General features: G+C 36.2%; 19 protein-coding genes. 11 read left to right on the top strand and 8 right to left on the bottom strand.

The annotated features are described in order from the left end of the window. Nucleotides 1–36 precede the first annotated feature (36 nt). Nucleotides 37–621 (bottom strand): DNA polymerase ligase N-terminal domain-containing protein, encoded by a 585-nt coding sequence (locus E0F89_RS14455; RefSeq protein WP_131910484.1) that lies wholly within the window; start codon nt 619–621, stop codon nt 37–39. 157 nt (nt 622–778) lie between these two features. Here E0F89_RS14455 and E0F89_RS14450 point away from each other — a divergent pair, with 157 nt between their 5' ends. Beyond that, nucleotides 779–1,945, top strand: coding sequence for an acyl-CoA dehydrogenase family protein (locus E0F89_RS14450; protein WP_131910483.1), 1,167 nt, complete (start codon nt 779–781; stop codon nt 1,943–1,945). Nucleotides 1,946–2,003: 58 nt separating this feature from the next. Here E0F89_RS14450 and E0F89_RS14445 read toward each other — a convergent pair whose 3' ends face one another. The 4 genes from E0F89_RS14445 to dinB form a co-directional block, all read right to left on the bottom strand. Then, nucleotides 2,004–2,630, bottom strand: a complete 627-nt coding sequence (locus tag E0F89_RS14445; protein ID WP_131910482.1) for an alpha-ketoglutarate-dependent dioxygenase AlkB family protein — start codon at nt 2,628–2,630, stop codon at nt 2,004–2,006. After that, complete coding sequence (locus E0F89_RS14440) at nt 2,627–4,009, bottom strand: exonuclease domain-containing protein (protein ID WP_131910481.1); 1,383 nt, start codon at nt 4,007–4,009, stop codon at nt 2,627–2,629. Before E0F89_RS14440 ends, E0F89_RS14445 begins: the two co-directional genes overlap by 4 nt. A gap of 75 nt (nt 4,010–4,084) precedes the next feature. Beyond that, entirely contained in the window at nt 4,085–7,162 is a 3,078-nt protein-coding gene (locus tag E0F89_RS14435; protein WP_131910480.1) for a DNA polymerase III subunit alpha, read from the bottom strand. Nucleotides 7,163–7,166: 4 nt separating this feature from the next. Next, on the bottom strand, nt 7,167–8,348 hold the full coding sequence (gene dinB / locus E0F89_RS14430) for a DNA polymerase IV (RefSeq protein WP_131910479.1): 1,182 nt from the start codon (nt 8,346–8,348) through the stop codon (nt 7,167–7,169). Between the two features lie 89 nt (nt 8,349–8,437). On the opposite strand from dinB, the gene E0F89_RS14425 reads away from it, so the two are divergent. Further along, nucleotides 8,438–9,205, top strand: a complete 768-nt coding sequence (locus tag E0F89_RS14425) for an XRE family transcriptional regulator (RefSeq protein ID WP_131910478.1) — start codon at nt 8,438–8,440, stop codon at nt 9,203–9,205. A gap of 23 nt (nt 9,206–9,228) precedes the next feature. Here the strand turns inward: E0F89_RS14425 and E0F89_RS14420 are convergent, their stop codons facing one another. Beyond that, nucleotides 9,229–9,789, bottom strand: coding sequence for a DUF6642 family protein (locus tag E0F89_RS14420; protein ID WP_131910477.1), 561 nt, complete (start codon nt 9,787–9,789; stop codon nt 9,229–9,231). Nucleotides 9,790–10,798: 1,009 nt separating this feature from the next. Continuing rightward, nucleotides 10,799–11,644, bottom strand: coding sequence for a universal stress protein (locus E0F89_RS14415; RefSeq protein ID WP_165930042.1), 846 nt, complete (start codon nt 11,642–11,644; stop codon nt 10,799–10,801). A 728-nt stretch (nt 11,645–12,372) separates the two neighbouring features. Here E0F89_RS14415 and E0F89_RS14410 point away from each other — a divergent pair. The 9 genes from E0F89_RS14410 (at nt 12,373) to E0F89_RS14370 (ending at nt 21,603) form a co-directional block, all read left to right on the top strand. After that, nucleotides 12,373–13,794: an L-lactate permease gene (locus tag E0F89_RS14410; protein ID WP_131910475.1), complete on the top strand. Its 1,422-nt coding sequence runs from the start codon at nt 12,373–12,375 to the stop codon at nt 13,792–13,794. Nucleotides 13,795–13,890: 96 nt separating this feature from the next. Further along, nucleotides 13,891–14,283, top strand: coding sequence for a hypothetical protein (locus tag E0F89_RS14405; protein ID WP_165930041.1), 393 nt, complete (start codon nt 13,891–13,893; stop codon nt 14,281–14,283). A 230-nt stretch (nt 14,284–14,513) separates the two neighbouring features. Beyond that, entirely contained in the window at nt 14,514–15,869 is a 1,356-nt protein-coding gene (locus tag E0F89_RS14400) for a Na(+)-translocating NADH-quinone reductase subunit A (RefSeq protein WP_131910474.1), read from the top strand. A gap of 175 nt (nt 15,870–16,044) precedes the next feature. Next, nucleotides 16,045–17,226 carry an NADH:ubiquinone reductase (Na(+)-transporting) subunit B gene (locus E0F89_RS14395; protein ID WP_131910473.1) on the top strand — a complete coding sequence of 394 codons (1,182 nt, stop codon included), beginning with the start codon at nt 16,045–16,047 and terminating at the stop codon, nt 17,224–17,226. Next, entirely contained in the window at nt 17,219–17,935 is a 717-nt protein-coding gene (gene nqrC, locus E0F89_RS14390) for an NADH:ubiquinone reductase (Na(+)-transporting) subunit C (RefSeq protein ID WP_131910472.1), read from the top strand. Before E0F89_RS14395 ends, nqrC begins: the two co-directional genes overlap by 8 nt. Before the next feature lie 25 nt (nt 17,936–17,960). Continuing rightward, the gene (locus E0F89_RS14385; RefSeq protein ID WP_131910471.1) at nt 17,961–18,638 is read left to right on the top strand and encodes an NADH:ubiquinone reductase (Na(+)-transporting) subunit D; all 678 of its coding nucleotides are present in this window, start codon (nt 17,961–17,963) and stop codon (nt 18,636–18,638) included. Nucleotides 18,639–18,684: 46 nt separating this feature from the next. Continuing rightward, nucleotides 18,685–19,299, top strand: coding sequence for an NADH:ubiquinone reductase (Na(+)-transporting) subunit E (gene nqrE / locus E0F89_RS14380; protein WP_131910470.1), 615 nt, complete (start codon nt 18,685–18,687; stop codon nt 19,297–19,299). 19 nt (nt 19,300–19,318) lie between these two features. Beyond that, on the top strand, nt 19,319–20,584 hold the full coding sequence (nqrF, locus tag E0F89_RS14375) for an NADH:ubiquinone reductase (Na(+)-transporting) subunit F (RefSeq protein ID WP_131910469.1): 1,266 nt from the start codon (nt 19,319–19,321) through the stop codon (nt 20,582–20,584). Between the two features lie 11 nt (nt 20,585–20,595). Beyond that, a complete protein-coding gene (locus tag E0F89_RS14370; protein WP_131910468.1) occupies nt 20,596–21,603 on the top strand; it encodes an FAD:protein FMN transferase in 1,008 nt (335 codons plus the stop codon). On the opposite strand, the gene E0F89_RS14365 is transcribed toward E0F89_RS14370, so the two are convergent. Further along, on the bottom strand, nt 21,600–21,785 hold the full coding sequence (locus tag E0F89_RS14365; RefSeq protein ID WP_131910467.1) for a membrane or secreted protein: 186 nt from the start codon (nt 21,783–21,785) through the stop codon (nt 21,600–21,602). The two genes, E0F89_RS14370 and E0F89_RS14365, sit on opposite strands and share 4 nt — an antisense overlap. Between the last annotated feature and the right edge of the window lie 170 nt (nt 21,786–21,955).

Below are 21,955 nucleotides of genomic sequence, written 5' to 3'. Positions count from 1 at the left end.
GGCAACATACAATAAAATTCTTTTTTTGTCTTGAAATTAGTATTTAATTTTTTTCTCTAAATCCTCTAAAGTTGCATTGGAGAGTACTGATTTATTTTTTTTTAAAATATCGATATCCGTCGCATACGAGTCATTTTTTTTAATTAAAAGCCATGAATTGTCTTCTTTGTTTTTTAGTTTAATCAATGAAAATTCACCTTTTAATTTTTTTCCGTTTAACGTAAAGCTGACATGTCCATTCTCTAAATCTGCTTTTAATTTATTTTCAGTAGCTACTTTGGATTGTTCTTCAGGTATTGTATAAGTTCCATTATCCCAAACAATAACAGTTCCGGCACCATAATTTCCTTCTGGAATTGTGCCCTCAAAATCCTTGTAAGCATAAGGATGATCTTCCACTATAATTGCAAGTCGTTTGTCGTCGGGGTTCATTGAAGGACCTTTTGGGATTGCCCAACTTTTTAAAACGCCATGTAATTCTAAGCGAAAATCATAATGCAAATGTGAGGCAGCATGTTTTTGAATAACAAAAATCAAATCGTTTTGTGAATTTTCGACTTCACCTTGGGGTTCACCAGTGGAATCAAAATTACGTTTCTGGTTGTATTTATCCAATGTCATTGCAAGATGATTTAGTGATTTATCAAAATTAAAAAACTTTGGTAAATTTATTAATTTAAATAGAATAAATACTGCTATTATGTTGATTTGTTGATTCTTATATCGTAAATTAACATATGAATCGGCCGAAGCAACTCTAATTTAAAAATCATAAAAAATGCTGCAAAACATACTATTGGAACGAAAGATTTATGCCTCCGAAGAGCATAAAATGATGCAAGAGATGATTCAGGAATTCATTTCAAATGAGATAATGGATCGTTTAGACGAATGGGAAAAAAATGGGATGGTATCCCGTGAAATATGGAAACGAGCCGGGGAATTAGGACTGTTGTGTCTGGACATACCAGAAATATATGGGGGCGGAGGATTGGATTTTACATTTAATGCGTTGTTAATTGAAGCTTTTGCCAAAAAAGGAATAACTGGTCCTGGCTTTTCGTTGCATTCCGATATTGTAGCTCCTTATTTATTATTTTATGGAACGGAGGATCAAAAGCAAAAATATTTGCCAATGATGGCCAAAGGGGAAATCATTACCGCTATTGCAATGACGGAGCCTAGTTGCGGGAGTGATTTGAAAGCCATTCGAACAACGGCCGAAGATAAAGGTGATTATTATTTGGTGAATGGTCAAAAAACCTTTATAACCAACGGTTTTATGTGCGATATGGTTATAGTGGCCGTAAAAACCAATCACAATACAGATGAAGAAGGCGTAACCTTACTTATTTTAGATTCAGCAATGGAAGGGTTTAGTAAAGGTGTTCCTTTCAAAAAAATTGGTATGAAATCTCAAGATACGGCACAATTATTTTTTGATAATGTAAAAGTTCCAAAGGAGAACAGACTTGGAGACGAAAAAACAGGATTTAAAATCATGATGCAGGAATTGGCCCGGGAAAGACTGACAGTCGGGATTATGGCAGTCGCAACTGCTGAAGGCGCCATCGAAAGCACCATCACTTACACTACAGAACGAACTGCTTTTGGTACGGCTGTTTCCGGATTTCAAAATACCCAATTTAAACTGGCGGAATGTACTACCCAAATGCAAATACATCAGGCTTTTTTAGATCGATGTATCGAATTATTAGTGGACCATAAATTAACAGCTGAAAGTGCGTCGATGATTAAATATTCGGCGACCGACATGTGCGGACACGTCGTTGATGAATGCTTGCAATTATTTGGAGGCTATGGTTATATGTGGGACTATCCAATTGCGCGCATGTATGCTGATAATCGCGTGGCACGCATTTATGCCGGAACGAATGAAATTATGAAAATAGTGATTGCACGCGGGTTGTTTAAAAATCTTTAAATATTGTTAACTTTCGCTAGTACTTAAAAGAGCTTTTAAGCTTTTAGTGATTTATTTGTTATAATGACCTATCAATCTTTCTGAAAGTAAGGTTAATGCGTGGCAGAATATCTTTTGTTGTTTTCGGAACCTGATGTTGCCAAAAGCTTTGGGTAGTTCCTGCCATCAATAAAAGTGAACCATGATGCAAAGGAATTTCAACCGAAGGAATTTCTTTCCTGAATTTATGTCGTAAACGAAACATACGGGTTTCGCCGAAACTTACTGAAGCAATAATTGCATTGGGACCAAAATTCTGTTCGCGGTCGCTGTGCCATCCTACGCCGTCGTTACCATTGCGATAAAGGTTTAATAAAACACTATTGAATTTTTTCTGTGTTTCTTTTTCTACTCTATCTTTTATAGAAAGTAATTCCGGAGTCCAATTAGGTTTTTTAAGGTCAGCACCCAGATTGTTGTTGTCTTCATACCAAGAAATCATTCGTGGGACAGTAACTGTTTTATCATAAATCTCCATAGCGTACTTCTGCCATGGCGTGGCCTGGAGAAGGGTAGTGTAATAATGATTGGACTCTTCTTTGTTAAAAAAGTTGTCATGTAGCAGCAGTTCTGTATCGGGAAGGTCAAAAACCTTTTTGCCGGCAAGGCCTGAAGTAAATATTTCGGTATCATTAAAGAGTGTCATAATTCACTATGGTTTTGTAAAAAACAAACTTTATCCGGATATTTCTCGGCATAAGTAAGGATTAAATGCATACTGTATTGATTGCTCTTGTACGGTGTGACATGATCCTTTATCTCAGAGGAATCCGTAAATCCAATGTCAGAAGCGAAATATCCCATACCATAAAAGTGACCGTTTTCAACCCAAATGCAACTGCGTTCTTCAGCAGTCCTGCCTTTATCAATAATGGCAAAGCTTGGCCTGTTTTTTATTAAAAAAGTAATGGCATTTTCGACTTGCTCGTTGTGTTGTTCCATTTCAGGTAAATCGTTCCGGCCCGGTTTTAGGGTAAATTCACCATGATCCTCCATACCATAGTTACAAAAGCGGTTATCAATGCCAAATTGTTCGGCCAGGCTGCGCAACAGATTAATGCCTTTATACAAACTATTGAAAGATTCTATGTTTGCCTGAAATCTGCCTAATTTTCCAATTGCCAAGTATCTATATCCGCTACGGGCTTCATATTCAAAAAGTCCATATTTAGGATCAAAGCGTTTGAGTGCCCTGTTATAAGTCGGCCATAGCTTCTTGATTTCGGTACATTCCAGCAACAGCGCCATTAATTCGGTAGCACAAACCTCAAAGGATATACCGTGAATATCTCGCAGGAAATTTTGCCTTTGTGGCGTGACATTATGACCACTGAAATGGGAGGCGACCCGTTTCTTTAAGTTAATTGCCTTTCCTACGTAAATTACTTTCTTTGTCTGATCATAAAAATAATATACACCTGCTTTTTCAGGTAGCTCCTCAAAATCAGCAGGCGGTAGGTTAGGAGGGAAGCGCTGGTCTTGAGATGTCTTTTTTATCATTTTTTCGATTACTCCTTCAACGTCCCATTCTAGCAAACGTGAAAATAGTATGGTCGTTGCATCCGCATCACCGCCGGCACGGTGTTGGTTTGTTAAAGGAATGTCTAATGAATGGCAAAGTCTACCCAAGCTGTACGAAGCCAGTCCCGACTTAATTTTTCGTGCTGCTCGAACGGTACACAATTTTGGCGCAGTCCATTTGAATCCGCTAGCTTCGAGTTGGTGGCGAACAAAGGAATAATCAAAGTTTACATTATGGGCAACGAAAATGCGCCCAGTAAGCATTTCTAAAACCTTTTCAGAAATGGCATCAAAAATAGGGGCATCACGTACCATTTCATTATTAATGCCAGTTAGCGAAAAAATGGCAAGGGGTATTTCCTTTTCTGGGTTGACGAGCGTTTCCCATCGGTCGATTATGTTAGTTCCGTTATGGATAATAATGGCAATTTCTGTAATGCGGCTGTTACTTGCATTACCGCCTGTGGTTTCTATGTCTACTATTGCGTATTCCTGTTTTTTCATCTAATATATAACGTGAATGGTATTGATAATCTTGTGTAAAGGTTTAAAGCACTGCAATTTTAGTTACTAAAAGAATCAAACAGACTCTTTTTTTGGACCCACCTCCATTTTGTGCCTTGGTAAATTAATCTCATGCTCCTGTGGATATGGTGCCCGCTGCGTCATGCTGACATCTTCCCGAATCAGTTCGTGTACTTTATATTGTCGGTCGCTAGTATTGGAATACCTTGGATCTGGGATGAACGGCATTTTTGCCATTTTGGAAATGGTTATAGTCGGAAAGTGGTAATCCACTTCCACGGTTCCCAAAAGTAAATAGCAGCCGCCGCCTTGAAACGGATATTTTTCCAAACTTTTAGTAAAATGTGCGGTATCGAAATATTCGCCCTCTATGTCTACCCAAGTACTAAAATACATGGTTCCCATTTTGGTAGGCACATGCTTTCTGGAAATAAGATACGCAAGCATCTTCACCGTTTTTTTATGGTGCTTTAGTAAATCTTTCGCCATTACGTCGCCCCGATAATTAGTCTGTAATAAATCGAAAGGAGTACAGGAAACGGGAAAACTCAACAGTTCGATTTCATCAAAAGCATCTTCAAAAGGAGAGCGTTCCAATACAGGTAACGTATATTCCTTGATTGGTTCCTGAAGCAGCATTAGATTTCTATTTTCGGGTTTGAAATTGACCAGAATGAGTCTGGCAATCACTAATAATTGATTTTTTGTTTTCCCGGTAAAGCGGAACGCTCCGATAAAAATCAAAATTTGGATCCCTTCAATACCTATTGGAATGCGGTTGATGAAATCTTCTAAAGAGCAAAATTCCCCACGTTCCTGCCGTTCTTTAACGATGGCATTCGCTACTTTACTTTCCAACCCTTCCAAATGCATGAAACCCAAATATACATTGATGCCATATACCGTAGTTTCAAAGTCGCTCTTGTTTACACATGGATTCTGAATGGTTGCACCCGACATTTTGGCTTCATGCACGTATACTTCGGTACGGTAAAATCCACCCTGATTATTTATGACCGCTACCATGAATTCAATAGGGTAGTAGACTTTTAAATATAAGCTTTGATAACTTTCCACGGCATAAGAAGCCGAGTGCGCTTTACAGAAGGAATAACCAGCAAAGGACTCAATCTGTCTATATATTTCTTCACTCAACTTTACTGGATGTCCTTTTTGGGCACAGCAGGCAAAGTAATTGTCTTTTACTTTTTGCAATGCGGCTTTGGAGCGTCCTTTCCCGCTCATGGCCCGACGCAGAATATCACCATCGGCAGCGGGTAGTCCAGCATAATGCAAGGCAATCTTGATTACATCTTCCTGATAGACCATCACCCCATAAGTTTCTCCAAGTTGTTCCTTAAAAACGTCATGAAAATATTCGAACTTATCGGGATGATTGTGCCTGAAAATGTATTCCTTCATCATACCGGATTGTGCTACACCCGGGCGAATAATAGAGGAAGCCGCAACAAGGATTTTATAGTTGTCGCATTTGAGACGGCGCAACAAGCCACGCATGGCCGGACTTTCGATGTAAAAACATCCAATCGTTTTACCATGACTCAAAAAGTGATTTGCCTTAGCTTCATTTTTTGATATGGCAGTATCTCGGATATCGACTTTAATCCCCTGATTTTTTTCGATTAGCTTCACGCTGTCATCGATATGACCAATCCCGCGCTGACTAAGGATATCAAACTTTTCAAAACCAATATCCTCTGCAATGTGCATGTCGAACAAGACAATAGGGAACCCTTTTGGAGGCATTTCCAAAGGCGTGTAATTGGTAATGGGTTCTTCCGAAATCAATATGCCACAGGAATGCATACTACGTTGGTTGGGGTATTTTTCGAGTAGCATTCCGTATTCCTGCACTAGCTTTACGATTTGATTGCTATCATGCAACTGCATTGGGTTTTTAGCCAGTGCATCCAATTCTTCCTTTGGTAAACCAAAAACCTTACCCACTTCCCGAAATATGGAGCGGTATTTAAACTCAACGTTGGTTCCGCAAAAAGCGACATGATCGGTACCATAGGTATCAAAAATGTATCGGAGAATGGTATCGCGCTCTTTCCAGGACCAGTCAATGTCAAAATCAGGGGGACTCTTGCGATTCACATTCAGGAAACGTTCAAAATACAAATCGAGTTCAATGGGGCAGATGTCCGTGATGCCCAGGCAATAACTCACGATACTATTGGCTCCGCTACCCCGACCGATGTGCAAAAAGCCCTGACTCATACTGTATTGAATGATGTCCCAAGTGATCAGGAAATAGCCGCTAAATTCCAGTTGATCAATCACCTTTAGTTCTTTTTCCACTCTTGCTGTTGCTTGCGGATTATCGATACCGTATTTTTTGATTAATCCTTCATGAGCGAGTTTTGTCAAAAGCTGCATGTCGCTTTCTCGGCTTCCGGAATAGTATTTTTTGTTTTTGGGTGTTTTGAAGTCGAATTCAAAATGACACTGATCCATCAGGTTCTGCGTTTTTTCAATAATTTGTGGATACTCCTCAAATTTTGAAAGTAGTTCCTCCAAAGGAATCATTACTTCAGACGTCTTGCAATAATCGGCTTCAGTAAGTTTGGACAAGATAACATTGGTATCAATAGCTCGAAGAATTTTATGCAAATTGAATTCTCTTTTGGTACGAAAGGTAACGGATTGCAAAACCACCATTTTATCGATTAAAGCCTTCCATTGTGGAAGAAACAATTTAGCAAGCTGATCGGGAGAAATTCCTATATATTCATGGTCTTTTAATTCTGCTGGTCTATTTTCATAAGGATAAATAATAATCACATCTTTAAATTCAGGAGCTGCCAATGGTAAGGAAGTTCCCTCAAAATTATGTTGGGTCAAAAAGCGGTTCATTTCCGCTAAACCATTCGCATTTTTAGCCAAGCCGATATACCGCAATTGATGGTTGCAGCGAAATTCGATACCTACGAGTGGTTTTATTCCAACATCGTGGCATGATTTTGTAAAATCATAAATACCGGTAACCGTATTAATATCAGTTAATGCCATTGTTTTCACCCCACAAACAACAGCCTGCTGGATAAGATCCAACAGTGGAATTGTGCCGTAGCGCAAGGAATGAAAAGAATGGCAGTTGAGGTACATCGTGTTATATTTTGCGTTTTAAAATTTCCGATTTGTTATTTGGTTTGAATGTGGCTCCGGCACACCGCATTACGGCATCAAAGCCATAACGCGTTTTCATTTTATCCATCGCTTGATACAACGACAGCATTTCTTCGGTGTCCTCAAATAAATTGATTTGATAAGTTCCTCTAACCAATCCGCTGAAACGAATTCCAATCAATCTTAGCCTCATGCGACGCTGATATACTTTGTCAAATAAATCGGTAACCGATTTAGTCAGCATATGATCGGCGGAGGTATAGGCTATTTTGCATTGTTTGGTTTCCGTATCAAAATTGGAATACCTAATTTTAATGACCACAGTGGAAGTCAGCCATTCTTCCGAGCGTAATTGGAAGGCTAGTTTCTCCACCATTCCGATAAGTATTGATTTTAATTTTGGAATATCAATGGTATCCTGACTAAAAGTATGCTCCGTTGAAATGGATTTCCGTTCCGTGTAGGGTTCCACCGGATTATTGTCGATGCCGTTGGCTTTTTTCCAAATGTCGATGCCGTTTTTCCCGATCATTCGTTGCAATACTTCGGCAGGCATTTCTGAAAGCGTCTGAATCGTGCGGATTCCAATTCTGGATAACAGCTGAAAAGTCACATCGCCCACCATGGGTATTTTTTGGATCGAAAGCGGATTTAAGAAAGACCGTACTTTATTTTCGGGTATTTCTAAGTTCCCTTTTGGTTTGGCTTCTCCGGTACCAATTTTGGAAACGGTTTTGTTTATTGATAGTGCAAAGCTTATTGGTAATCCCGTTTCTTTGGTAACTGATTGTGCCAGTTCGTTAGTCCATTTATATCCTCCATAAAATTTATCCATTCCGGTAATATCGATGTAAAATTCATCGATGCTGGCCTTTTCTAAAATTGGTGCTTTTTCTTGGATGACTTCGGTTACGTCATGCGATAATTTGGAGTACAGTTCCATATCACCTTTCATTACTTTTGCCTGAGGGCAGAGGCGGAGTGCCATTTTAATAGGCATTGCGGAACGCACTCCAAAAGTCCGGGCTTCATAGGAACAAGAAGCCACAACGCCACGATCCCCACCGCCAATAATCAAAGGGATTCCCTCCAGTTTTGAATTTCCCAGCCTTTCGCAGGACACAAAAAAAGTATCCAAATCCATGTGTACAATTGCTCTTTCCATGCTCATTTCATTTTTTATACACTGCAAAATTAGTACAGATTGTAACAAAAATGTTTATATTTGCTGTTACAAATTGTAACAAAATAAATATGTCTTTATTTTCCGATAATATCAGAAACCTTAGAATGAGTAAGAAAATTTCGCAGGAAAAGCTAGCCGTGTCATTAACCATAACCAGAGGAAGGTATGTCAAATATGAGGACGGGACTTCGGAAGCCCCTTATGAAATACTCAAGAAAATATCGCATTACTATCACATCAGTATAGACCTGTTGCTTTCTGTGGATGTGCGGAAAATACCTTTAGATGATTTATTAAAACTTGAGGATAACCGAATATTGTTACCGATTACTGTAGATAATAAGGGAGAAAATTTTATCGAAGTTGTTCCTCATAAAGCCAGAGCCGGTTATCTTACGGGATATTCCGACCCTGAATTTATTGAAAGCCTGCAGCATATTTCGTTACCTTGGTTGCGCAATGGCAAATTCAGGGCTTTCCCTGTGGAAGGGGATTCTATGCCGCCCCATAAAAGCGGATTTTTTATCGTAGGGCGTTATATTGAAAAATTGGGGGATGTTATGGATGGGAAGACGTATATCTTGCTGACCAAAAACGAAGGAATTGTTTATAAAAGATTAAACAAAAACGGAAAAAACGCATTAGTACTTCATTCGGATAATGCCTATTATAAATCGTATGAAGTAAAAGCTTCAGAAATCCTGGAGATTTGGGAATTTGCCTGCAGTCTGGCTACCGAAGAATTTAGGCCTGATGATTTGAATCCGGAAAGTTTGAAAGACATAATAATGGAATTGAGAAGGGAAGTGAAGGAAGTAAAGGATAAGTTTTTGTAAACTTCTCACGCACTTTTCCATTTTTAATAATACAATCTAAAATCGAGTAGCTGACAAAGGGCATAGTGTTTTTTATATAATTCTTCTACATTTTCTAAGACATTATCTTGTTCTTCAAATAAGCTAAAGAAAGCTTTGTCGAGGGTACTGCTGGTTAATTTATGGAGTGCCGCGCCATAGCCGGAAACAGCTCGGGCTCCTGTAATATCTAAAAAGTATTGCGCTTCTTCATCGCTTAAGTCTAATACTTTTGAATTGGCAAAATGCAAAATTTTACCTTTCATTTTCCCTTCAAAGAGCTCGGCTATTTCTTCTAAACTATAGTAATACTCATTCAGGCAAATATTATTTCCTTCGCCTTGCACTACTAAATAGATTATTTCATAATCCTTAAAATTATGGTCCTCATAAAGCAAAGCATTTAAACTTTCTTCCAATCCTTCGATGGTATCGCAGGTTTTATAAATGCTTGTAATGCCTTGTTCAAAGGCCAATAGCTCTAAGTTTTTTACCACTTCGGTGGCGGTGATAATTTCTACATCAGCAACGGCTTCGAGGCAGAAAATAAAAGTATCTGAATCCATAAAATTTGGTTTATGTAGATGATTACAACAAATGAATACGATTCGGTAGACCCTCACAATGCTGGACTTCGTAATTTGATTTTACAAAATTATGTCATAATCTGTATTTTTATCCTGTTGAGAAGTGTTTTTTAAAGAATCTTTATTTTTCATTATTAAACAAAAAGTTTCAACATAGATAACAAATGAACAAGTAGCGCTATTTTACCACACTTATACTGCTTACATAACACCTATTACTTTTGCTTGTAAAACAGCGTACTATTTGCCCACTCTATTAATTATTATCTTATTATTATGTTTTTTTAATTACATTTTAAAGTATTTCCCCTAACTACTTCTAAAATTAATTCTGCCTATGAAAAACTAAAATATTAATTATTGAACATGATTCCAATGACATGGAATTGATTCAAGATGAATTAAAAAAAGGGAAAGTCAATTTTATTGGTGAAATTGTTGAAACAAAAAAAGTATACAGAGGCACTTCATACGTTCAAACCTGACATCATTTTTTCCAATTATACTTTTCTTGCTTAAGATGGTCTTACGGTCTAACTGTCGCCCGCTTTAGAAAAACATTATAAAGCGTTTATAATTTCCTCCAGCATTGACAACGAAGACATAATCAGATCTCGCAATGATAAGAATGTGATTTCCTTTCAGGTAAAACCAATTACCAAAGAATTTCTATACCGTATTGAAGGAAATTAATAACTAACTGGCGAATTATAATTTACATCTACAAAATCAGTTTTCATTTGTTAAACCATTTTTTCTAGCCCGTACATAAGAAATAAATAATATTTTTTAGAATTGTAATAGTACTGTAGAACCAAACGTTGTTTTTTAATTATAAAATTTAGCTGTGACTTACTGATTTGCTCCACAAAATCTCGAAGCTTGGGCAGAACTGACTTTTTTAATAATTTTACCCTACGGGTTTATGAATTTAGTATTCTATAAAAATACTTTTGTCAAAGTCTTAATTATAGTAACTAATCTTAAATTAGACAGTTAAATCTTTTTGCTTAACTGTTATTTTTTTGATTGAAAGTAATGGCAATTTTAATTGATTTGCCACATCTTTAGTGTTACTAATGATAAAAATTTTGGATAACCAGGTTTTTTCTTCAGGAAACATAACTAAAATTTGCGGTTTATGTTCTGCCAAATAATTTTTTATTTGATCGGCCATAGTTTGATCGAGGGCAGCTATTTGTTCAATAAATTTAATTTTTTTATAACTAAGCGATTTTATTTTCTTTTGTATTGTTTGTCTCTCATCATCGGTATTATTGTACTCATAATTCAAATTCAGTATTTCAATGGTTGCATCTAATTGTTTTGCGATTGGAATGATATGTTTCAGTTCATTAAAAGTATTTTTTAAGTCGGAAGCATAAACGATGGTGTCTATTTTACTGAAACTATAATCCTGAGGAACAGCAAGCACAGGAATGGTTGATTGTGAAATAATACCCACGGTATTACTGCCAAACAATATTTGTCTTAAACCACTTGCACCATGAGTTCCCATAATAATTAAATCAACCTTGGCTTTTATGGATACATCTAAAATCGTATCAATGGGATCGCCTACTGTAGCCAAATTTTGGCAAGATACATCAACATATTTTTTGCACAAATCATCTAAATTTTTATGAATTTCTTTTTTTATTCTGACATTTTCTTCGGCAATTACATCGTAAATCCTGTTGTAACTTCCTAAAATTGGAATATAGGTATGGAGCAGAAGTATTTTGTGGTTTGCCGCCCGAGCAAAGGCATTAGCATATTTTAATGCGTTATTTGCATTGGATGAAAAGTCTGTGGGTACAAGTATTGTTTTCATGATTATATTTTTTATTATTATAAAAACGCACATCAATTCTATTTTTTTTACATCTACTGCTATTTGAACGGAATTCAATAATTATGGTAAATTTAGCTAAAAATAAGTTGATTTTCTAGTGTTTATTCTTGTTTAAAATTATGAAAATCAATCAATTAGTGCTGTTTCTGATCATTAAATTCATTTTAGTTTAATGTATTACTCCTGATATTTCTCCAATTGGATTTACAAATGTTATTCAGTTGGAAAAAAATTTTTGCGTTTAATTTTAAATACACTTACACTGTTTCCAATTTTTTGAATAATCGGGCATCACCGTTGAAATAGTATAAAAACTTATTTTAAAGCATTACAGCGGAAGTAAATTTTTATGTAGGAGGGAATTTAGAAGTACATAAAGTTTGATAATTCACGGCAAATAAATGCTATATTTGATTATTTATTATGGCAGAATAATGAAAATGAGTAAGTTACGGTCGGTTTTAAAGACTGCCGAACATGCAGTTGCCATGCTTTTGGCGTTAAACAGAAAGGTGATGTTAAGGCAGTACGCTCCAGCACGCAAATACAAGATAAACTGTTTGAAAAATTAGGTTCATATGAAGATGTTCTGATTACAGGACTTCAGGAATTTTTGACTAACGAAGCATTAAGCGGTATTGCCGCCACAACTATTGGCAATCTCGACCAATGGTCTTTAAATGGTATTTCATTGATAACATTATTGGATGATGGAAATCTATAATCTGTTGGGTTCTCTTTTCATTTTAATATTTTGCGGATTATTCCTGCGCAAGGTATGGCTGGGTGCTGCAATGGCATTATTGGTATATGTTGCTGTAAAATCATTTTATCATATTGATTATAATTACATTATCTCCCCGATAATTACTGGCATTATCATTTCTGTGGAGTTGTCTTTTTTGTTGTTTGGAGCGTACCTCTTTTACACATTATTGCAAGCAAACAATTATTTTGAAACTTTAAACAAAATCATGTCCTCCTTTTCGTCCAAACTTTCTGTCGTGATAATTTTATGCTATTTTTTAGGAAGTTTTATGGAAGGGATTGCGGGATTTGGAATACCCGCCATGCTCATTGCTCCAATGCTTTTATCTTTGGGTTTCAAACCACTAACTTGCATAATATTACCACTTGCAGCTAATACAACAGCCGTTACTTTTGGTGCGTTAGGTACACCGTTAAAAGTAGGCTTAGGAATTTACGAGCCGGATGCCGTTGTGAAATATACGGTTCTGCTTAATTTTATACCCGCAATTGCATTACCCTTTTTACTCGCATTTCTATACGAAAAAACAGAAGGAACAAAACTTAATTGGTATAAAAGTTGGAAAATGCTTTTAGCAGCCGGAGTAATATATGGCGTGCTGTACCGGATAACAGGGACATTCACAATAGAGTATGTATCGGTTATCTCAGGGATTATAGGACTACTGATTTTTGTATTTTTAAATGTGCCCAAAAATGAGAATCCGCCATTGTTTGTTTGGTTGAAAACATTTTACCCCTACCTTGCATTCATTGTTTTTCTTTTGATTGCAAAGTTTTTTCTTTCCGACTCTTATTGGATTATAAGTCATCATGCAAAACCAGTTTCATTATATCAGCCAGGTGCTATTTTTATCCTTACAGGTTTTTTGTATTATTTTTTTATAGTGAAAAGCCAATTCTCATGTTATTACCAATGCAAGGAAACACTGCATATAACTTTAAAACCAATTATTACAATTCTATTACTTGTGTGCTATGCACAGTTAATTCGGAACGAATTATCAGTAGTTGCACAAGCATTTCTCAATAATTATAATGACACTGCAAAATTATTTATTAATCCTTTACTGGGTGTTTCCGGCAGCTTTTTAAGTGGCAGTGCAACCATGAGTAATATTATTTTTGGTAAAGCAATTCAATCTGCAGCAATTATCTCAACCAATTTACCGTTATTAATAGCATTGTTTCATACAGGAAGTGCAATTGGAAACGCTATTTCCTTACAGAATATTCTCATGGTACAATCAGTTGTTAACGAGCAATTGGTAAATTATTCAAAAATTTTAAAACTCAATTTAATAATTGTTGGAATCTATCTGCTTATTGTCATCATTTATTCATTAATTTTAATAAAATAAATTAAAACTGACGTCAGCTGCAAGCGCAAAGAACAGCCTCCAACTAAAGTGATAAATTGAACTTTTATTGATTATTTGCTACGAAAACAAATATTTATGATGACAATAATCGCAAAATGGATAATTATACTTTTTGGAATATTCTTTAGCAGTGTTGGCTTTATGATGCTCTTAGCACCAAAGAAAGCAACACAGATTTTAAGGAAAGCAGGCAGCACTAATTTTATAAACTATGCCGAAATAACAATAAGAATGATACCGGCAACTGCTCTAATCTTAAATTCAGATTTTTCCAAATTCCCGGATTACTTTAAGATTTTTGGATGGTTTATGCTTATTACTTCGGTAGTTCTTTATTTTATTCCAAGACAAATCCATCATAATTATTCATTAAAGTGTGCCGATGTCATTAAGCCTTTATATTTTCAAATTATTTCTCCTTTTGCAATTCTGATTGGAATGCTGATACTTTATTCTGTTTCAAAATAAATTATAATAAAATTTTTCTCATCAGACCCAAATTATCTCAGGCAACATGCAACCATTTTTTATAAAAAGTAAATTTTTTTATTGCTTTTTAAAGTAAAAATCATTAAATTGGTTACTTATTATTCGATAAATCAAGTGGTTGTGATTAAAACGCTTAAACGCATTAAGTAAACCAGCAGTTGTCAAATTTCAGAAAATTATCATTAATACCCTCCAAAATTAAATAATGTATGAGTGAATATATTAAACTTAAACGGGGATTGAATCTTAAATTGATAGGAGAAGCTGTGAAGACTGTTCAGGACATGCCCATCGCTGACCTATTTGCGATAAAACCGGCCGACTTTACTGGTCTCACCCCAAAATTACTGGTCAAAGTAGGTGATAATGTATTGTCAGGTACTCCCTTATTTTATAATAAAAATATGGAAACCGTTAAAGTAAGTTCTCCGGTTAGTGGCGAAGTGGTCGAAATTCTTCGAGGAGAAAAAAGAGTGATCCTGGAAATTAAAATACTGGCAGACAGGGAAATTAAATATGCCTCATTTGGAAAATTAAATCCTACTAAAATTGATAGAGAAAAAGTTATTGAACAACTATTGAATAGTGGTGTTTGGCCATTTATTTGTCAACGTCCATATGGAATTATAGCCAATCCGAGTGACAGACCAAAATCTATTTTTATTTCTGCTTTTGACAGTAATCCATTGGCTCCCGATAATGATTTTATCATGTCAGGTAAAGAAATTGATTTTCAAACCGGGCTGGATGCATTAAAAAAATTAACCGATGAAAAAATACATTTGAATGTAAGGGACAATCCCGCTCCTGCTGCCATTTTTGCAAATGCAAAGATTGTGCAACTCAACAAAATATCAGGTCCCCATCCTGCGGGAAATGTGGGTGTACAAATACATCATATTGATCCGGTAAATAAAGGAGAAGCAGTTTGGTATATTAATCCACAAGACGTGTTAATCATTGGTAAATTATTTAATGAAGGAATATTTGATGCGGCAAAAATGATTGCTTTAACCGGTTCACAGATTAAAGAACCAAAATATTATAAAACCATTGTAGGCTGCTCGATAAAAAAAATTATTGCTGATGGTGGCTTGCATAAGGGAGAAAACAGAATCGTCAGCGGTACTATTTTATCCGGTAATCAAATTTCCGCCGATGGTTATTTAGGTTTTTACGATTCACAAATAACCGTTATTCCTGAAGGCAATGAATTTGAGTTTATGGGTTGGTTGACTCCGGGCTTTAATAAATTCAGTTTGTCCCGTACTTTTTTCTCTTGGCTGACACCCAATAAAAAACACATCCTGAATACCAATCTGCATGGCGAAGAACGTCCTTTCGTTATGACTGGCCAATATGAAAAAGTTTTCCCGATGGATATTTACCCGGTACAGCTTCTAAAATCAATATTAATTGAAGATATAGATATGATGGAAAAATTGGGTATTTATGAAGTGGTGGAAGAAGATTTTGCACTCTGTGAATTGGTCTGTACATCAAAGATAAAATCACAGGAAATCATACGCCATGGACTCGATATGATGCGCAAAGAATTCAGTTGACAGCAATTGATTTATATTTTATTCAAATCAATTTTAAAAAAGAAAGCTGGTAGCTATCATTTATTCAAAATAAATAGAACAAAAAGTTAAAATAGTATTAAGGCGTTGATTTGTAATGTATATCTGTCATCGCAAATAGGTAGATAACTGAATTTATCATCAAAAAAATTTGAATTTGAAGCCACTTAGGAAATTACTCACCAATATAAAACCCAATTTTGAAAAAGGGGGAAAACTGGAAAAATTTTATCCGGCATTCGATGCATTCGAGACTTTTCTCTTTGTTCCCGATCACACCACGGCAAGCAAAGGTGCTCATGTACGTGACTCCATAGATTTAAAACGCACCATGATTTTGGTTGTACTTTCCTTAATTCCCTGTCTTTTATTCGGTATGTGGAATGTCGGATATCAGCATCATCAGGCTCTGGGAATTATAGACGCTTCATTATTGGATAATTTTTTTTTCGGCGCCATCAAAGTGTTGCCGTTGGTTGTTGTTTCATACGTTGCCGGCTTATCAACAGAATTTATTTTTGCCATCATAAGGAAACATACTATTAACGAAGGGTTTTTGGTTTCCGGGATGTTAATTCCATTAATAATGCCTGTCGATGTGCCATTATGGATGGTGGCAGTTTCAACAATTTTCGCGGTGATCATCGGAAAAGAAGTTTTTGGAGGTACTGGCATGAATATTTTAAATCCGGCACTTACGGCCAGAGCCTTTCTTTTTTTTGCTTATCCAACCAAAATGTCGGGTGATGAGGTATGGATCAACACAAGTTTAGAAAAAGGGCAGACTTTAGTTGATGGGTATAGCGGAGCGACCGCATTGGGAAATGCCGCGGCGGGTCTGGCTGATAAAATTCCCAGAACTATGGATGCCTTTATTGGCGCCATTCCCGGTTCTATAGGCGAAACATCTACAATTGCCTGTTTGATTGGTGCGGCCATTTTATTATACACGGGTATTGGCTGCTGGCGGATTATGTCGTCCGTTTTTGTAGGCGGATTTTTAATGGCACTTATTTTTAATCTGTTTGGATTGAATACGCTCATGCAGATAACGCCACTGCATCATCTAGTTTTAGGAGGGTTCGCATTTGGTGCCATTTTTATGGCCACCGATCCGGTCAGTGCTACACAAACGAATACAGGAAAATACATATATGGTTTTTTAATAGGAATGTTTGCCATCCTGTTCCGGGTTTTTAACCCTGCCTATCCCGAGGGGATGATGTTATCCATTTTATTTATGAATGTAATGGCACCGTTGATAGATCATTATATAGTTGCAGCAAATATTAAACGAAGACTAAAAAGGGTAAAGCCGATACAAAATCAAAATGCATAAAGACAGCAATAAAGCCACATTTCTTTTTTCTTCCGGTCTGGTAGTGTTTATTGCCATACTGTTATCTGTAGCGGCTATTAGTCTTGCTCCGTATCAGGCAAAAAATATTAGGACAGAAAAAATGAAAAACATTTTGACCAGTATTTCCGTGCATGCTGAAACTGGAGAGGCTGAGCAATTTTTTAACCAATATATAACCAAACAAATTGTTTTAAATAATAAAGGGAAAGAAGTGACCGGAAAAGTTGCTGCGTTTGATATAGACCTTAAAAAAGAACTGGACAAAATTAAAATTGGCAAAACCGATGAACAATTATATCCGCTCTTTATTTGTAATAAAGGTGGAAAATCTTTTTATATCATTCCTGTGCTAGGTAAGGGATTATGGGGACCAATATGGGGATATGTTTCTCTTGAAGGCGATATGAACACGATTTACGGCGCCAGCTTTGGTCATAAAAGTGAAACACCCGGGCTTGGCGCCGAAATTGAAACAGAAAAATTTCAGCAGCAGTTCATCGGAAAAAAAATATTTGATGAATCGGGAAATTTCGTTTCGGTGACCGTTATTAAAGGTGGTGCCTCTCCAACTAATCTGCATGGCGTGGATGCCATTTCAGGCGCAACAATAACCAGCAATGGTGTTACAGAAATGTTCAAAAGAACGTTTAGCAATTATATACCTTATTTTAAAAATAAAAGGTCATAGCATTCATAAACTTAAATAACAGTGTATGAGCACAGAAATAGCGACTCCAATAAAGCCGAAAGAGCCAAAAGAAGGTTTGTTTTCTCCAAAAAATAAACGGCTTTTGTATGACCCGTTAAACGATACTAATCCAATTACAGTGCAAGTATTGGGCATCTGTTCAGCATTAGCGGTTACAGTGAAAATGAAACCCTCTATTGTTATGGCTCTGGCAGTTATTGTGGTTTGTGCTTTTTCAAATGTTATCATTTCATTTCTCAGAAATAGTATTCCAAACCGCATTCGAATTATTGTTCAGTTAACGGTAGTTGCCACCATGGTTATTTTGGTAGATCAATTTTTAAAAGCTTTTGTGTTTGATGTAAGTAAACAACTATCGGTTTTTGTTGGGCTGATTATTACAAACTGTATCATCATGGGCAGGTTGGAAGCCTTTGCAATGGCAAATAAACCTTGGCCTTCATTTTTAGATGGTATTGGCAACGGATTTGGTTACGGAATAATATTGGTAATCGTTTCTATGATAAGAGAATTACTAGGCTCCGGTGAATTGATGGGTTTTCGCATTATACCGGAATCCTTTTATAAGATGGGATATTTTGATAATAGCTTCTTCATTATGCCACCGATGGCGCTCATCATTGTTGGAATTATCATTTGGGTGCAACGAAGTCGTAACAGAAAATTAATAGAGTCAAAATAATTATACGGAAAACAACTAAAAGATAACGCTATTTAAATATTTTTTTATGGAACATGTAAATATTTTTATAAAAGCAATTTTTATTGAGAATATGATATTTGCCTATTTCCTGGGCATGTGTTCTTACTTAGCCATTTCCAAAACCGTAAAGAGTGCCGTAGGATTGGGGCTCGCTGTGATATTTGTTTTATTGATTTCGGTGCCGGTTTGTTATATGCTGGAGAATTATGTTTTAAAAGTCGGAGCTTTACAATGGTTGTCCTCCGACTTTGCAACAATTGATCTTAGTTTTTTAAGTTTTATCATGTATATCGCAACCATTGCCTCCATTGTTCAGTTGTTAGAGATGATTGTCGAAAAATACGCACCTGCTTTGTACACCACCTTAGGCATATTCTTACCACTTATTGCTGTAAACTGTTCTATTTTGGGAGGCTCACTATTTATGAAGGAAAGGGAATACGCCACAATAGGAGAGGCCGCCGTTTTTGGATTGGGTTCTGGAGTGGGATGGTTTCTGGCAATAGTTGCATTATCAGCCATTCGGGAAAAATTACGGTACTCCAATATCCCCGGACCTTTAAGAGGTTTGGGAATTACTTTCATCTTAACCGGATTAATGGCTATTGCATTTATGAGTTTTATGGGGATTTCGTTATAAATCGATAAACAAATAAAAAATGATAATTCTAAGTATTGATGGTATGACCGTTATTAGCAGCATAGTTGTTTTCTTAGGATTCAATTTGCTGCTGGTGTATATTATTCTGTATTCAAAATCTAAACTTACGCCTTCCGGATTAGTTAAAATAATTATCAACGGTAAGGAAGTACTTGAAACTAAAGCGGGTTCAACGCTGCTTACCACATTGTCCAATCAAAAAATATTTTTACCATCAGCCTGCGGTGGTAGTGGAACTTGTGCCATGTGCAAATGTCAGGTATTATCAGGTGGCGGTGCAATTTTACCCACAGAAACGCCTTATTTTACCAGAAAACAACAGCAATCAAACTGGCGGTTAGGTTGTCAGGTAAAAGTGAAACAGGATATGGAAATAACCATTCCACAAAAAGTTTTAGGAATTAAAAAATGGGAATGCGAGGTTGTGTCAAATGATAACGTGGCCACCTATATCAAAGAGCTTGTAGTAAAATTACCTGAAGGAGAATTTCTGGAATTTGAGCCGGGATCTTATATACAAATTGATGTTCCCATATGTGAAATTGATTTTAAAAGGGATCTTTATAACATTGATGATCGATTTAAGGAAGATTATGATAAGTTCAAGATCTGGGATCTAAAAATGAAAAATTCTGAACCAATTTTTCGTGCTTACTCGATGGCTAATCATCCTGCCGAAGGAAACATCATCATGTTGAATATCCGCCTTGCTACACCTCCATTTGACAGGAAAGCAGGGGGATTCATGAAGGTAAATCCGGGTATTTGCTCCTCCTATGTATTTGCCCTAAAGCCGGGGGATAAAGTAAATATTGCAGGTCCATTTGGAGATTTCCACATCAAGCCAACAAAAAACGAAATGATTTACATTGGTGGTGGTGCAGGAATGGCACCGTTGCGTTCCCATTTATTTCATTTATTTCATACCTTAAAAGAAAGAAATAGAAAAATTTCTTTCTGGTATGGAGGAAGGTCATCTAAGGAAGTTTTTTATACCGATCATTTCCGAGTTATTGAAAAGGAATTCCCGAATTTTCAATATACCATTGCACTGTCGGAACCGTTACCTGAGGACAATTGGACAGGTGATACAGGTTTCATTCATAATGTGCTTTTTGAAAACTATCTGAAGCATCACGAAGCACCAGAAGACGTTGAATATTATATCTGCGGACCACCTATGATGAATGCTGCGGTTTTTAAAATGCTTGATGATCTTGGTGTACCGACAGAAAATATTGCTTTTGATGATTTTGGAGGATAAAAAAAATAGATATGATGAAATTCCTTCTCGCTACCCTTGGATCCATTCTTTTGTTTACAGGCTGCAATTCCAATAAGAAATCTTTAATTAAGGTCGAAGGAAACGCGCAGGGAACAACGTATCACATTTCTTATTTTTCAGATGATCAAGTCAATCACAAAATAGTCATTGACTCATTGCTAAAAGAAATTGACGCATCCATGTCCACTTGGCTTCCCGGTTCAATTATTTCTAGGATAAATAATAACGATACAAGTGTTACTGTTGACCAATATTTTATTGACGTGTTTAAAAAATCGCTTGAAGTTTCACAGAAAACCGATGGTCTTTTTGATGTAACGGTTGGTCCTTTGGTAAATTCCTGGGGATTTGGCATTACAAAAAAGAACACTCAGGAATCCACTACCATTGACAGTTTACTTCATTTTGTTGGCTACAAAATGGTAAATCTTGAGGGTAACAAAATAATAAAAGCCAACCTAGAGATCAAAATTGATTTTAATGCATTAGCACAAGGATATACAGTTGATGTTTTGGCTAATTATTTTGAAAGCAAAGGAATAAACAATTACTTAGTAGAACTTGGCGGAGAGCTAAAAGCAAAAGGAAAAAAAGAAAATGAGAATTGGAAAGTTGGTATTGATAAACCTGATGAAAAAGCAACGTATGAAAGAACACTTGAAGCCATAATAAATTTAAATAATAAAGCACTGGCTACTTCCGGAAACTACCGAAAATTTTACGAGGAAAAAGGCCAGAAATTTTCCCATATTATAGACCCAAGAACCGGCTACCCCGCCAGACAGAATTTATTAAGCGCCACGGTAATTGCTGATGATTGCATTACTGCAGACGCTTATGCCACCGCTTTTATGGTGATGGGGTTGCAGAAATCGATTCAGTTTTTAGAAAACAACGAAGATTTAAAACTAGAAGTGTATTTTATTTATGATGATAACGGAAACTTGAAAACACATGCATCCGAAAGTTTAAAAAAAGAGATACAGGAATTGCACTAAGAGTTACATTTTTCCTCAGGCTTTGCACCGCAAATTCCACAAGTACCTTCCTCGTTTTGTACTAATGGATTGTTACTGCTGCAAGTGCCGGAAAACCTTCCGTTTTTTTTTACCACTATTTTAATGGCAATCCCTGCAAAGGCAATCCCTAAAAGAACAATTGAAAAGATGATGGTTTCCATAAGTAAATATCAATAATGTCCAGCGTTGAGATTTTGGTTTTTTTCCAAATTTTTTAAAACTTCTTTCGCTGAAAATAATTAAAAAGATAAATTTTGCAAAAATTAACCCAATTATAAAAAGTCAAACGACCGCTTCGTGTTTTATTATTAGGTTTATAAAGACTACTGCT

Origin of the sequence: Flavobacterium caseinilyticum, from assembly GCF_004349085.1 — a bacterium.
GTDB classification, from domain to species: domain Bacteria; phylum Bacteroidota; class Bacteroidia; order Flavobacteriales; family Flavobacteriaceae; genus Flavobacterium; species Flavobacterium caseinilyticum.
The sequence above is the reverse complement of the archived record's forward strand: the minus strand, read 5'-3'. Positions and strand labels throughout refer to the sequence as shown.

What these genes read in the sequence shown, in the direction of transcription:
- E0F89_RS14455 (WP_131910484.1), bottom strand. Translation starts at nt 621, where the DNA reads ATGACATTGGATAAATACAACCAGAAACGTAATTTTGATTCCACTGGT.
- E0F89_RS14450 (WP_131910483.1), top strand. Translation starts at nt 779, where the DNA reads ATGCTGCAAAACATACTATTGGAACGAAAGATTTATGCCTCCGAAGAG.
- E0F89_RS14445 (WP_131910482.1), bottom strand. Translation starts at nt 2,630, where the DNA reads ATGACACTCTTTAATGATACCGAAATATTTACTTCAGGCCTTGCCGGC.
- E0F89_RS14440 (WP_131910481.1), bottom strand. Translation starts at nt 4,009, where the DNA reads ATGAAAAAACAGGAATACGCAATAGTAGACATAGAAACCACAGGCGGT.
- E0F89_RS14435 (WP_131910480.1), bottom strand. Translation starts at nt 7,162, where the DNA reads ATGTACCTCAACTGCCATTCTTTTCATTCCTTGCGCTACGGCACAATT.
- dinB (WP_131910479.1), bottom strand. Translation starts at nt 8,348, where the DNA reads ATGGAAAGAGCAATTGTACACATGGATTTGGATACTTTTTTTGTGTCC.
- E0F89_RS14425 (WP_131910478.1), top strand. Translation starts at nt 8,438, where the DNA reads ATGTCTTTATTTTCCGATAATATCAGAAACCTTAGAATGAGTAAGAAA.
- E0F89_RS14420 (WP_131910477.1), bottom strand. Translation starts at nt 9,789, where the DNA reads ATGGATTCAGATACTTTTATTTTCTGCCTCGAAGCCGTTGCTGATGTA.
- E0F89_RS14415 (WP_165930042.1), bottom strand. Translation starts at nt 11,644, where the DNA reads ATGAAAACAATACTTGTACCCACAGACTTTTCATCCAATGCAAATAAC.
- E0F89_RS14410 (WP_131910475.1), top strand. Translation starts at nt 12,373, where the DNA reads ATGATGGAAATCTATAATCTGTTGGGTTCTCTTTTCATTTTAATATTT.
- E0F89_RS14405 (WP_165930041.1), top strand. Translation starts at nt 13,891, where the DNA reads ATGATGACAATAATCGCAAAATGGATAATTATACTTTTTGGAATATTC.
- E0F89_RS14400 (WP_131910474.1), top strand. Translation starts at nt 14,514, where the DNA reads ATGAGTGAATATATTAAACTTAAACGGGGATTGAATCTTAAATTGATA.
- nqrC (WP_131910472.1), top strand. Translation starts at nt 17,219, where the DNA reads ATGCATAAAGACAGCAATAAAGCCACATTTCTTTTTTCTTCCGGTCTG.
- E0F89_RS14385 (WP_131910471.1), top strand. Translation starts at nt 17,961, where the DNA reads ATGAGCACAGAAATAGCGACTCCAATAAAGCCGAAAGAGCCAAAAGAA.
- nqrE (WP_131910470.1), top strand. Translation starts at nt 18,685, where the DNA reads ATGGAACATGTAAATATTTTTATAAAAGCAATTTTTATTGAGAATATG.
- nqrF (WP_131910469.1), top strand. Translation starts at nt 19,319, where the DNA reads ATGATAATTCTAAGTATTGATGGTATGACCGTTATTAGCAGCATAGTT.
- E0F89_RS14370 (WP_131910468.1), top strand. Translation starts at nt 20,596, where the DNA reads ATGATGAAATTCCTTCTCGCTACCCTTGGATCCATTCTTTTGTTTACA.
- E0F89_RS14365 (WP_131910467.1), bottom strand. Translation starts at nt 21,785, where the DNA reads ATGGAAACCATCATCTTTTCAATTGTTCTTTTAGGGATTGCCTTTGCA.